At 38.6% G+C, this 11,964-nt stretch carries 11 protein-coding genes; 6 read left to right on the forward strand and 5 right to left on the reverse strand.

Annotated elements, in window-relative coordinates; translation table 11 throughout:
• Positions 1-239: 239 nt before the first annotated feature.
• Positions 240-1,295, forward strand: coding sequence for a 4-hydroxyphenylpyruvate dioxygenase (gene hppD, locus F984_RS18665; RefSeq protein WP_002053927.1), 1,056 nt, complete (start codon positions 240-242; stop codon positions 1,293-1,295).
• Between the two features lie 66 nt (positions 1,296-1,361).
• Here hppD and F984_RS18670 read toward each other — a convergent pair whose 3' ends face one another.
• The 4 genes from F984_RS18670 to fahA all read right to left on the reverse strand — a co-directional run bounded on the left by F984_RS18670 (position 1,362) and on the right by fahA (position 4,931).
• Positions 1,362-2,141 (reverse strand): IclR family transcriptional regulator, encoded by a 780-nt coding sequence (locus F984_RS18670; RefSeq protein WP_004711357.1) that lies wholly within the window; start codon positions 2,139-2,141, stop codon positions 1,362-1,364.
• Positions 2,142-2,439: 298 nt separating this feature from the next.
• Entirely contained in the window at positions 2,440-2,988 is a 549-nt protein-coding gene (locus F984_RS18675) for a VOC family protein (RefSeq protein WP_004711359.1), read from the reverse strand.
• 16 nt (positions 2,989-3,004) lie between these two features.
• Positions 3,005-3,637: a maleylacetoacetate isomerase gene (gene maiA, locus F984_RS18680; protein ID WP_004711361.1), complete on the reverse strand. Its 633-nt coding sequence runs from the start codon at positions 3,635-3,637 to the stop codon at positions 3,005-3,007.
• Positions 3,624-4,931, reverse strand: coding sequence for a fumarylacetoacetase (gene fahA, locus F984_RS18685; protein ID WP_004711362.1), 1,308 nt, complete (start codon positions 4,929-4,931; stop codon positions 3,624-3,626). Before fahA ends, maiA begins: the two co-directional genes overlap by 14 nt.
• 357 nt (positions 4,932-5,288) lie before the next feature.
• Here fahA and F984_RS18690 point away from each other — a divergent pair, with 357 nt between their 5' ends.
• The 3 genes from F984_RS18690 to zigA all read left to right on the forward strand — a co-directional run bounded on the left by F984_RS18690 (position 5,289) and on the right by zigA (position 8,931).
• Positions 5,289-6,677: an amino acid permease gene (locus F984_RS18690; RefSeq protein ID WP_002053770.1), complete on the forward strand. Its 1,389-nt coding sequence runs from the start codon at positions 5,289-5,291 to the stop codon at positions 6,675-6,677.
• 159 nt (positions 6,678-6,836) lie between these two features.
• Entirely contained in the window at positions 6,837-7,517 is a 681-nt protein-coding gene (gene zrlA / locus F984_RS18695) for a D-Ala-D-Ala carboxypeptidase ZrlA (protein ID WP_004711365.1), read from the forward strand.
• A gap of 148 nt (positions 7,518-7,665) precedes the next feature.
• Positions 7,666-8,931, forward strand: a complete 1,266-nt coding sequence (gene zigA, locus F984_RS18700) for a zinc metallochaperone GTPase ZigA (RefSeq protein ID WP_004711367.1) — start codon at positions 7,666-7,668, stop codon at positions 8,929-8,931.
• Positions 8,932-8,965: 34 nt separating this feature from the next.
• On the opposite strand, the gene F984_RS18705 is transcribed toward zigA, so the two are convergent.
• Positions 8,966-10,078: an acyltransferase family protein gene (locus tag F984_RS18705; RefSeq protein WP_004711369.1), complete on the reverse strand. Its 1,113-nt coding sequence runs from the start codon at positions 10,076-10,078 to the stop codon at positions 8,966-8,968.
• Positions 10,079-10,430: 352 nt separating this feature from the next.
• Between F984_RS18705 and hutC the strand changes: the two genes are divergently transcribed.
• Complete coding sequence (gene hutC, locus F984_RS18710; protein ID WP_002132315.1) at positions 10,431-11,183, forward strand: histidine utilization repressor; 753 nt, start codon at positions 10,431-10,433, stop codon at positions 11,181-11,183.
• Positions 11,180-11,755: a HutD/Ves family protein gene (locus F984_RS18715; protein ID WP_004711372.1), complete on the forward strand. Its 576-nt coding sequence runs from the start codon at positions 11,180-11,182 to the stop codon at positions 11,753-11,755. Before hutC ends, F984_RS18715 begins: the two co-directional genes overlap by 4 nt.
• Positions 11,756-11,964 lie beyond the last annotated feature (209 nt).

The following is an 11,964-nucleotide window of genomic DNA, read 5'->3' on the forward strand; positions in this document are numbered from 1 at the left end:
AGATAAGAAAGGACAGTGTGTATGGAAAACAAAGACCATATAGAAGGGAAATTAATCATCGGCTTTGCGCTCATTCAATCTTCGTTTTAGTTATTGGTTTTTTTCTCATAGGATGCGTTGGGCTAAGGCATTTTGACGGTTCAAACACTCTCCCAGCAAATACGTATTCTATAGAGAAAGGAGCTGACCAGATCAGCATGAGAAGTAAACGGATCAGGTAATTACCAGAGGGAAACTAGATGGATATTTTAGAGAACCCATTAGAATTATGCGGTTTTGCATTTATTGAGTTTGTTTCAAAAGAAAATGAATTAGATCCAATTTTTGAAACAATCGGCTTTTCAAAAGTAGCCAAGCATAAATCGAAAAAAGCGTACTTATGGCGTCAAGGAAATATCAATATTATCCTGAATTATCAGCCAGAATCTTATGCTTCATTCTTTTTTAATGAGCATGGTCCATCTGCTTGCGCAATGGGATTCAAAACTCGTGATGCGGCAAAAGCTTTTAAAAAGGCTGTTGAACTTGGTGCAGAACCAATGTATTCGAATGTTGGGCCAATGGAGCTTAACATTCCGGCAATTAAAGGTATTGGTGGCATGCCAATCTTCTTAGTTGACCGCGACATTTATGAAAATGACTTTATTTTCTTTGATGATACCCAGCGTAACCCTGAAGGTGCGGGCTTAAAAGAAATTGACCACTTAACTCATAACGTCTACAAAGGCCGTATGGAGTACTGGGCGAACTTCTACGAGAAGATTTTTAACTTCCAAGAAATTCGTTACTTCGACATTAAAGGTGAATATACAGGTTTAACATCTAAAGCATTAACTGCTCCAGATGGCATGATCCGTATTCCTTTAAATGAAGATTCAGACAAAGGTAACGGCCAAATTGCAGAATTCTTAGCTGATTTTAATGGCGAAGGTATTCAGCATATTGCATTTATTTGTGATGACTTAATTTCGACTTGGGATAAGTTAAAAGGCTTGGGTCTGCAATTTATGACTCCACCGCCAAACACGTATTATGAAATGTTGGAAGATCGCTTACCTGAGCATGGCGAACCGACTGATGAATTAAAACAGCGCGGTATTTTGCTTGATGGTAATACTAAAGATGGTCAGAAGAAGCTTTTATTGCAAATCTTCTCTCAAAATATGATTGGGCCAGTTTTCTTCGAATTTATTCAACGTAAAGATGACGATGGTTTTGGTGAAGGTAACTTCAAGGCATTGTTTGAATCGATTGAACGTGACCAAATTCGCCGTGGTGTTCTCGAAGCAAAATAAGTTTTGCTTTGTCTCTAATCTAAAAAAACCAAGAGCAATGCTCTTGGTTTTTTTATAGCTATTGATTTAGCGGCTTTTAATGTATTGATTAATCGAATTAATCTCATTTTTAAGTGTTTCAATAATTTTACTTTGTGGGTCAACGGGTAAAAACATTTCGCTATCAAGCGCCACAATACAAAACTCAATCCCTTGGTTTGAGTTAAATACCGGCAGACCTACAGCGTTAATACCCGTAAGTAAATCACCTTTAGCCGCAGACATTTGTTGCTGGCGAATCGTCTCTTTAAGTTCTAAAAACTCTTCCCAATTATGTGGTGCAATGTTTAGCCCAAGTTCTTGATGTTTTTGCCATTCAGTTTCTAGCAATGGACGAATAAAATGCTCCGGAAGGTAAGAAGCAAATAAACGTCCTGCAGCAGAATTGACTAAAGGCATAATTGAACCGACTTTGGTCACAATCGAAATAGGGTGATTAGATTCAATAGATTGAACCACCACAGGGCCTTTTGGCGACCACTTACTAATTTGAATGCCACAGCCAATTTTGCTTTGTAGGTCGTAAATTAGATGTTGTACCAACTGTAAAGTGTCACTGTGCTGAATGCAGTTTAAGCCTAAACGCCATGCTTGATCACCTAAGGCATATTGGCCATCTTCAAGCTGTTTGGCGTAATCCATGCGAATTAGGCTCACCAAGTAACGGTGTACTTTGGCAGGATGCATCTCAAGCTTACTCGATAAGTCTTTGAGAATAATCGGTTGATTGTGCTCTAAAAGGGCATTTAGTACGGATAAGCCAACTTCAAGTGATTGAACCCCCCCAGATATTTTTTCTTCAATCATTTAAATACCCTTAATTGATTTACTTCAGCAGTTAAACAGTTACGTATAAACATAAATTGGAATTGATGCGATTTACATCATGCCTGAGCCTATAGAAAAATAGAAATCACCTTTTTCTATTAGCGAAATTCACATGTTTAATAATCAACAATTCTTACAAACAACTTCATCTTTCATTTATAGCGTAAATTGATAGAAGTTTAGTAGATTTAAACAATATAAATCGGCATTGATATAGAACAGTTCATTCAAACTATTCCCACCAATGCCGACTTTTAAAACGATTGCTTTGAAAGAATTATGCGCCTAATTCTTCTTCATGCAAGAAATGAGTATGGTGTGGCGCACGTTTGGTTTTGCTCCATTCATCTAACATTTCAGTTTTCATTTCTTCAGTAATTTTTGCAATTTTCTCTTCAGCATGTACATCGTTATAAGTCAGTTCTAAACGATGGCCATTTGGGTCAAAGAAATAAATTGAATGGAAGATACCATGGTTGGTAATACCTAGCACTTTAACGCCGTTGTCTTCCAAATGTTTTTTGGCAGCTAAAAGGGCATTTAAATCTTCAACTTCAAAGGCAATATGTTGTACCCATTGAGGCGTGTTTTCATCTCGGCCCATTTCTGGTTGGGTTGGTAATTCAAAAAATGCCAAAACGTTGCCCTGACCAGCATCTAGGAATAAATGCATATAAGGGTCGAAGGCTTTCGTTGAAGGTACATGGTCTTCAGCAAAAGCTAAGATAAAGTCCATGTTGAGCATTTTTTTATACCACTCAACAGTTTCTTTCGCATCCTTACAGCGATATGCAACGTGATGTATTTTTTTAATGGCAAATGTCATGTTGAAACTCCTTTTACTATTCCCAATCTGGTTGTTGTTCTGGCGCCGCTTTATAGAAGGCTGGGATAGACAAACAATGTTGATAAATTGATTCAATTTTTGGAAACGCAGACAAATCTATCTTGAAGCGTTTCGCGTTATAGACCTGTGGAATGAGGCAGCAGTCGGCAATCGTTGCTTCATGTCCAAAGCAAAATTGTCCATTTGAATCTTGAAGTTGCTGTTCGAGCGTTTGAAAACCTTCAAGAATCCAGTGCTGATACCAGTAATTTTTTTGTTCATCCGAAACATTTAAGTCATTTTTTAAATATTTCAGCACACGTAAGTTATTTAACGGATGAATATCACAAGCGATTGCCTGTGCAAAAGCACGGATTTTAGCTCTCTCTTTCACATCATTTGGGAGTAATTTGGTTTCCGGATATTGTTCATCTAGATATTCCAAAATACTTAATGACTGTGACAAAGTTAAATCGCCATCTACTAAAGTTGGCACTAAAGCACTGCGATTTAACTTTAAATAGTCTTCACTTTGCTGCTCGTTTTTAACCAAATGAACTGGTGCAGTTTCATAAGCGAGATTTTTAAGGTTGAGGCCAATCCGTACTCTGTAAGCTGCAGAGCTACGAAAGTAACTATACAGCTTCATAGTCTGGCTCCGAAGTTTCTGCAAAATCGAAATTTAATGCAGGAAGTACCGTATTTCGAACTTCACCAAAGCCAACGCGAATACCATTTTTCTCACAGTGTCCTTTCATAATGAGCGTATCCCCATCTTGTAAGAAACCACGAGTTTCACCATTCGCAAGTGTTAACGGTTTGGTGGTGTTCCACGTCAGCTCAAGCAAGCTACCATAAGAGTCAGGTGTAGAACCTGAAATAGTACCTGAACCCATTAAATCGCCGACCTGAACGTTACAACCAGCAATCGTGTGGTGAGTCAGCTGCTGAGCCATAGACCAATACATATATTTGAAATTGGTTTTACAGATCACATCAGTTTGTGCTGAATTTGGGCTTTGAATTTCAACACTCAAATTAATGTCGTAACTATTCGCTATATTTTCTTGTAAGTAAGCGAGAGGCTTCGGTTCTTGTTTTGGTCCTTCAACTTTAAATGGCTCAAGTGCTTCAAGTGTAACCACCCAAGGTGAAATCGAGCTTGCAAATGTTTTAGCGTTGAAAGGTCCAAGTGGAACATATTCCCATTGCTGGATATCGCGTGCTGACCAGTCATTTAGCAGAACCATGCCAAAAATATGATCCCATGCATCTTCAATTGCGATTGGCTGGCCTAATTGGGTTGGTTTGCCCACAATAAATGCAGTCTCAAGTTCAAAATCGAGTTTGCGAGTTGCTGAGAAAACCGGACGTTCTTCATTTGGAAGCTTAATCTGACCAGAAGGGCGTACGACGTGAGTTCCGCTGACCACAACAGAGCTAGCACGGCCGTTATAACCAACAGGCAACTCGCTCCAGTTTGGAAGCAAAGCATTTTTAGGGTCACGGAACATACAGCCCACATTAGTTGCATGTTCTTTAGAAGAATAAAAATCGGTATAGCCAGGAACTTGGACAGGCAAATGTAAAGTCACGCTGTCTTGCTTAACTAAAACTTCCTGACGTAATGCTTCATTTTCTTGAAGCGTTGAGTTTTCAACTGAAAGAAGAGACTGTAGCGTTTTACGAACTTTAGACCAGTTGGCTTTGCCAGATTCAATAAATTTATTGAGTGTAGATTGATTAAAGTATGTGTCTTGATCTGAAAGTTTTAAAAGACCATGCTTTTCAAGAGCAGCGAGATCAATTACCCAGTCACCGATAGCTACACCGACCTGACGCTCGCCTTCGGCTGTTCTACTAAAAATACCATAAGGCAAATTATGAATAGTGAAATCAGATTGAGGTGAAACTTCAATAAAAGAGTTTAGTTTTTGTTCCATTTTCGCTTCCTTGTCTTCATCTCGCGTCTTATACAAATAAAAGTTCGGTCTAGGGACTGAGCTACTCAGTAAGTTTTAACCTTTATTCAGGTCATTTTTTACTTATGAGTTTGATAGAGACCGAGAACAACCAATTACTTCATGGTTCTTATAATACTGAATTCATAAAATTACGCAATACATAATTTGATTACACATTGCATAATAATTGTTATTTCTTGCATTTTCTGTTTTCATGCGCGGTTGTGAGAAAAGTAACGCAATTATTTTTTCATCAATCCCTATGAAAATCTGATCAATTTATGATATACGTAATTTATTGGAAAAAAATTACGTGACAAGGATGAGAATAATCATATGTCAACACAAGAGCAAGGAAACCTGAAACACGGTTTGAGTAATCGTCACATCCAGCTGATTGCATTGGGTGGAGCGATTGGTACAGGGCTGTTTCTTGGTATATCACAATCGATTAAATTGGCAGGTCCATCGGTAATCTTGGGTTATGCGATTGCCGGATTTATTGCTTTTTTAATGATGCGCCAGCTCGGTGAAATGGTGGTCGAAGAGCCAGTAAGTGGTTCTTTTAGTCATTTTGCTTATAAATATTGGGGACCTTTTGCAGGCTTCATGTCAGGATGGAACTACTGGGTACTCAACGTACTGGTATGTATGGCAGAGTTAAGTGCAATTGGTCTTTATATTCAATATTGGTGGCCGCAAATCCCAACGTGGGCATCCGCTCTAACGTTCTTTATTCTCATTAATGGTATTAATTTGCTGCATGTTAAGTTTTTTGGCGAAATGGAGTTTTGGTTTTCCATTGTCAAAATCTTAGCTATTTTAGCCATGATCGGTTTCGGCTCGTATTTACTTGCAACCGGTACAGCAGGGCCACAGGCCAGTATTTCAAACCTTTGGGCATTGGGTGGCTTCTTCCCATTTGGCATTAAAGGTTTGGTCATGGCAATGGCGGTCATTATTTTTGCTTTTGGTGGTATCGAGCTTTTTGGTATTACTGCGGCAGAAGCACGAGACCCAGATAAAACTTTACCTAAAGCGGTAAACCAGATTATCTATCGTATTTTGATTTTCTATATTGCGACGCTTCTTGTTTTATTCTCATTATTTCCTTGGAATCAAATGGCACAAGGTGGCAGTCCTTTTGTAATGGTGTTTGCTTCTTTAGACAGCCAAGGTGTTGCAACTTTACTCAACTTCGTGATTTTGACTGCTGCGGTTTCGGTCTATAACGGCACAAGTTATTGCAGTAGCCGTATGTTGCTCGGCCTTGCTCAGCAAGGAAATGCACCAAAAGTATTTGCTCGTATTAATAAACGCGGTATTCCAACCAATGCAGTGATCCTTTCTGCGGCAGTCACTATTTTATGTGTATTGTTAAATTACATTTTCCCAGAAAAAGCGTTTGGCTTACTCATGATGCTTGTTGTAGCAGCGATTGTGATTAACTGGGTCGTAATTTCATGGACACATTTAAAATTCCGTAAATTCATGACGCGCCAAGGTCAAACCACTAAATTCCCAAGCTTTATGTATCCATTTAGCAACTACCTTTGCATGGCGTTTATGCTTGGAATTTTAGTTGTCATGTCGCTAACACCAGATATGCGTGTGGCGGTTATGATGATTCCGGGATGGATTTTGTGTTTGATGGTGGCTTATCAGTTTAAACGCCGTAAGTTAAAAGCTGAGCAGCCTGTACATGCTTTAGAAGCAGATGTGTAATTAGACCTTAATTAGGAACGAAAAGGGACGTATCGCATACGTCCTTTTTTATTTTTAAAATTTACAACAGAAATTAAAGGACTTTATAATTGTTATATTATAACATCTGTTGAATGAATAACTAAGGCTTCCCGATGTTGAGGGAGGAACAACATATTTATGAAATATTCCTATTTAGGTTTAATCTTACTTTCTCTGACTGCGTGTACCACTCAAACACCTAAGCCAACCGTTTCTAAACATCCTCACTCTTTGCCTCAACCATCTAAAACGGTAGTAAGAATAAAACAACAACCCGAAGATTATATTGCCTGGATTGCAACCGCAGATCATGCGCAGTCTGTACAAGCTTATAAGCAATTTCTTAAGCAAAAAGGGCTTGCCAATTTAGTTCCAGATTATGAGTTATTGCGTTCAGCTCGTGACTGGCAAAAATGTGGAGTGGAGCCTTATGCCGTGCCACCACGCGAGATTTGGTCCAATATTGTACCAACGCTCAGTATCTTAAAAGCATTGGTTGACGATGGTGTAATTAACGATTTTGAAGTGACATCGGCCTACCGAGCTTTATCTTTAAACCGCTGTGCAGGTGGGGCGGATGCTTCCCGACATGTCTTTAATGCAGCGCTTGATTTTCGAATTGGACCAGAACAGCCTAGCGACTTAGACCAGTTCAATATTCAACAAACCAAAACTAAACTTTGTCAGTTCTGGGAAACCAAAGGACAAGCACTTAACATGGGTCTTGGTGTTTATGCCTCGGGACAAATTCATATTGATAGCCAAGGATTCCGTTCATGGGGACCTGACCATCACTATAGAACCTCGATTTGTCAGTGACTATAAAAGCAATTTTTTCAAAGACTAAGTAAATTGGCTTAGATAAAACTGGAATAAAAACTTGATCAATTGTTATGTTATAACATAACATTAATAGGGTTTAGAAATAGGTTACGCCTGTGATCTGGCCATATTTAATTGGCCAGCCATGATCAGTTTAAATATTATTCAAAGAGATCAAGCCATGCACACTGCAATCGCCAACTCATTTGCCAAGCTTCCTGTTACCGTTTTATCTGGCTTTTTGGGTGCAGGAAAGACCACATTACTCAACCATATTTTAAATAATCGTGAAGGCCGCCGTATTGCCGTGATTGTTAATGATATGTCTGAGGTAAATATTGATGCAGCATTAGTACGTGAAGGTGGGGCAGAGCTTTCAAGAACAGATGAAAAACTGGTTGAAATGAGTAACGGTTGTATCTGTTGCACGCTACGAGAAGATTTACTGGTTGAGGTGAGACGCTTAGCCGATGAAGGGCGCTTTGACCAATTGGTGATTGAGTCAACGGGTATTTCAGAACCATTACCAGTAGCAGAAACTTTTACCTTTGAAGATGAAGATGGAAACTCTCTCAATGAGTTTGCTCGACTCGACACTATGGTCACGGTAGTCGATGCTTTTAACTTTCTTAAAGATTACAGTTCAGTTGATTCACTGCAACAACGTGGTGAGTCATTAGGCGAGCAAGATGAGAGAACTGTGGTTGACCTTCTTATCGACCAGATTGAGTTTTGTGATGTGATTGTGCTGAATAAAGTTGATTTGATTGATCAGGCGCAGCAAGACCAGCTTATCGCCATTTTAAAAACTCTAAACCCGCGTGCTCGAATTGAAATTGCTCAATTTGGAAAAATTGCCTTAGATAAAATCTTAAATACACAGCTATTTGATTTTGATGAAGCCGCGCAAGCACCGGGCTGGTTAAAAGAGTTACGCGGCGAGCATACACCTGAAACTGAAGAGTACGGAATCAGTAGCTTTGTTTATCGTGCGCGTCGACCTTTCCATCCAGAGCGTTTTTATGATTTGGTGCAGGCTGAATGGCCGGGAGTCGTGCGTTCAAAAGGCTTTTTCTGGTTGGCTGCTGACCCTACCTTGGCTTATTCATGGTCACAAGCGGGTGCAATGGCTCGACACGGTTTAGCAGGTTATTGGTGGGCAGCGGTTGCGGAAGAAGACTGGCCGAGTGACCTCGCCAGTATTGAACAAATTAAGAAAAACTGGGACGCTCGCACAGGTGATGCGCGTCAGGAATTGGTTTTAATTGGTATGCAAATGGATGAGCAAGCTTTAATAGAACGCTTAGATGGTTGTTTATTAAGTGATGAAGAAATGGCTTTAGGACCACAAGCTTGGCAGAACTGGTCGAACCCTTTTAAGCAAGATGATGAAACCATGTTGATTGCTTAATAAAATAAAGCCCCTATTTTAAAGGGGCTTATTTTTATGATTTATCTTTAATGAAAATCTTTCGAATGTAGCTGTTAAGCGGTGTCGAATAATATTTTTCAATCGCTGCGCTGATAATAAAGGTCAGAATCAGATAGCCAATTAAAAGCATAATTTTGATGCTAGCGTCGGTTTGAGCCGGAACAAAAGCAACTTTCATAAGACCTAGTACTACCAGATGGAACAGATAAGTTTCGTAACTTCGTTGCCCCAACCAGACCATCACTTTGGTCAATAGATTATGCGCTTGCATTTCGGAAGGATGTTGAAAACACAAAATCAGTAAGCCTGTGGCAAAAGCAAATAGGCTAATACCCCAAGTACTCACTTCTTTAATTGGCGCATATAAATATAGAGCGGCCATACTTAAAATAATTAGCCATGAAAGAAGTTTTTTATAGTGCCAATTTGGCTGATATTTATGAGAAAAAATGGCAGTTAAACAGCCCACCGCTATGCCATCAAAACTTGAAAAATAATGATATAAATAAGCCCCGCTTTCTTCTCCAAAATGCAGGGACCTAAAATAAGGCCCGTAAATAATTACCCCAATCAGTACAGCAACAAAGACCTTATTACTACGCGTAAGCAAGCACAATAATGGAAAAACAAAATAGAAAACTTCTTCCACAGAGAGTGACCACAACACGCCCAAGGCGTAGTTTACCCAACCGAATTTAATAATCAGGATATTCATCCAGAAGGTTAAAGCTGCAAATATGGTTAAGGAATAGGAAACCTCAATGCCATTCGGAGCTTGGTTCATAAAGGGTTTTAAGTCAAATGAACCAAGTATGCTTACCCCTAAAATGAGTAATACCAAACACGGCAAGATACGCGCTGCCCGTCGGATATAAAAATGCTTGAGGTTAATTGCGGAAAATTGTTTGTCTCGTTTCAAAGTGTGATGGGTAATTAAAAAACCCGAAATCACAAAAAACATGGTGACACCATAATTTCCATTTCTTGCGATGACTGTGCTAAATGCTTCACCTAAAAAATCAAAACCTAACCATGTATCTTTGAGTTTATAGGGAATATTAAAATGATGTAAAAGAACCAAAAGGATAGACATTCCTCGAAGAATATCTATTTTATAATTACGCATTCGATGTGCTTCCAGCTTTATTAATATACTGTGTGGCAGCAGAATACTATTGATCAGTTATTTTAAATAAAAATTTTACGCATCATTTCGTAAACTAAAAAAGACTACATTTTTGCTTCTTTGAATTGAGCTAAGGCATAACAGAAATAATTATTAAATAAATATTTATAAAGCATTTATATATTTGAATTTTTCTACATAAAACTTTAAATTAGCTTTTACCGAACTATGTTTGTTTTTTAGACTTATTAAAATATATTTAATTCATAAATTAACATGTTGTATGTGGTTGTATATACATAGCATGTCAACTAAAATACCTTTTTGCCTGCTGCCTTTTTGAGTATTTGTTATGCCCAGAACATCAAAACAAGAACATACTGAGCTTTCGATTGAAGCTGATAGTCCAGTTCCTTTATATCAACGCGTAAAACAGCTGATTTCACAAAAGATTTATGAAGGTACTTGGGCTGTAAATAAAAAAATTCCTTCGGAAAGTGAACTGGTTAATCAACTCGGTTGTAGCCGTATGACGGTAAACCGTGCGCTACGTGAATTAACGACTGAGGGTTTGCTCGTTCGAATTCAGGGCGTTGGTTCTTTCGTTGCTGAAGGGCAAGGCAGAACTGCACTTTTTCAAATTAATAATATCGCCGATGAGATTATTGCACGAAACCATAAGCACCACGCTGAAGTTTTAGTCTTAGAACAAATTTATGCAAATGCAGAGCAAAGCGTGTTAATGCAAACTCGCGAAGGTCAAAGATTATTTCACTCGATTATTGTGCATTATGAAAATGATGTACCTGTTCAGGTCGAAGATCGTTTAGTCGATGCAGCGCTGATTCCAGATTATTTAGAACAAGATTTTAAAACCATTACGCCGAATGCTTATCTCATGGCGAAAGCGCCAGTGACGGAAGGTGAACATATTGTTGAGGCAGTTTTAGCATCTGCTCAAGAGTGTAAATGGTTGAAGATTACTAAAGCTGAACCGTGTTTACTGATCCGTCGCCGTACATGGTCAAACAAACAGCTCATTTCAAGTGCACGTCTGATTTATCCGGGTAGTCGTTATTATCTCGAAGGGAAATTTAATCCATGATTGAATTGATCAGGGCCGATCAATATACAAAAATGCTTTGGAAAAACGGTGCGGGTTTCACTTTAGAAATTGCCAGAAGTCAAGGTGAAGCCGATTTCGATTGGCGCATTTCGATGGCAGATGTGACCACTTCCGGACCATTTTCGTTATTTCCCAACAAGCAGCGCATTATTAGCGTACTCGATGGACAGGGCATAGTACTGCATGTCGATGAGCTTCCTGCCAAAACGCTAAACCAAGGCGATATTTTTGCTTTTCATGGTGAGAGTCAGGTTCAAAGTGAACTTGTAAATGGGGCAGTTCGAGATTTAAATTTAATTTATAATCCTGCAAAGTTTCATGCCCGTTTTCAGTGGTTGAATGATGCAGCGGAGCAGGCATTTATAAGTTCGGCAGATCTGATTTTCATTTTTAATCAGGGTAGTGAAACACAAGTAAATGTGGATGATCATTCCGTTCAGATTGCTGCTCATGAGACACTAAAAATTGAAAAAAAATCTGGTGTCACATCAATCAATTTTCCCAAAAAACAACTTAAAAGCTGCTATGTCATTGAGTTAATTCAACGATAAAAAGACATCATTGACGTCTTAAAAAGCACATGTCTTATTAGAGGATATGTGCTTTTTTTATGCTAGATATAAAAATAAATTAATTTAATTCATAAGCTTATTCAATTTTATTAAAAAAATATGAGTCACCCTCTTCACGCCGAAAAATATTTGTGTAGTATATGGATGTATATACAAGTTAATACATTACTATACAAATGCAGAGACAA

The sequence above is a fragment of the Acinetobacter nosocomialis NIPH 2119 genome, assembly GCF_000368085.1.
Classification (GTDB): domain Bacteria; phylum Pseudomonadota; class Gammaproteobacteria; order Pseudomonadales; family Moraxellaceae; genus Acinetobacter; species Acinetobacter nosocomialis.

Excerpts from the sequence above, each read along its gene's own strand:
- hppD (WP_002053927.1), top strand. The coding sequence starts at position 240 with ATGGATATTTTAGAGAACCCATTAGAATTATGCGGTTTTGCATTTATT.
- F984_RS18670 (WP_004711357.1), bottom strand. The coding sequence starts at position 2,141 with ATGATTGAAGAAAAAATATCTGGGGGGGTTCAATCACTTGAAGTTGGC.
- F984_RS18675 (WP_004711359.1), bottom strand. The coding sequence starts at position 2,988 with ATGACATTTGCCATTAAAAAAATACATCACGTTGCATATCGCTGTAAG.
- maiA (WP_004711361.1), bottom strand. The coding sequence starts at position 3,637 with ATGAAGCTGTATAGTTACTTTCGTAGCTCTGCAGCTTACAGAGTACGG.
- fahA (WP_004711362.1), bottom strand. The coding sequence starts at position 4,931 with ATGGAACAAAAACTAAACTCTTTTATTGAAGTTTCACCTCAATCTGAT.
- F984_RS18690 (WP_002053770.1), top strand. The coding sequence starts at position 5,289 with ATGTCAACACAAGAGCAAGGAAACCTGAAACACGGTTTGAGTAATCGT.
- zrlA (WP_004711365.1), top strand. The coding sequence starts at position 6,837 with ATGAAATATTCCTATTTAGGTTTAATCTTACTTTCTCTGACTGCGTGT.
- zigA (WP_004711367.1), top strand. The coding sequence starts at position 7,666 with ATGATCAGTTTAAATATTATTCAAAGAGATCAAGCCATGCACACTGCA.
- F984_RS18705 (WP_004711369.1), bottom strand. The coding sequence starts at position 10,078 with ATGCGTAATTATAAAATAGATATTCTTCGAGGAATGTCTATCCTTTTG.
- hutC (WP_002132315.1), top strand. The coding sequence starts at position 10,431 with ATGCCCAGAACATCAAAACAAGAACATACTGAGCTTTCGATTGAAGCT.
- F984_RS18715 (WP_004711372.1), top strand. The coding sequence starts at position 11,180 with ATGATTGAATTGATCAGGGCCGATCAATATACAAAAATGCTTTGGAAA.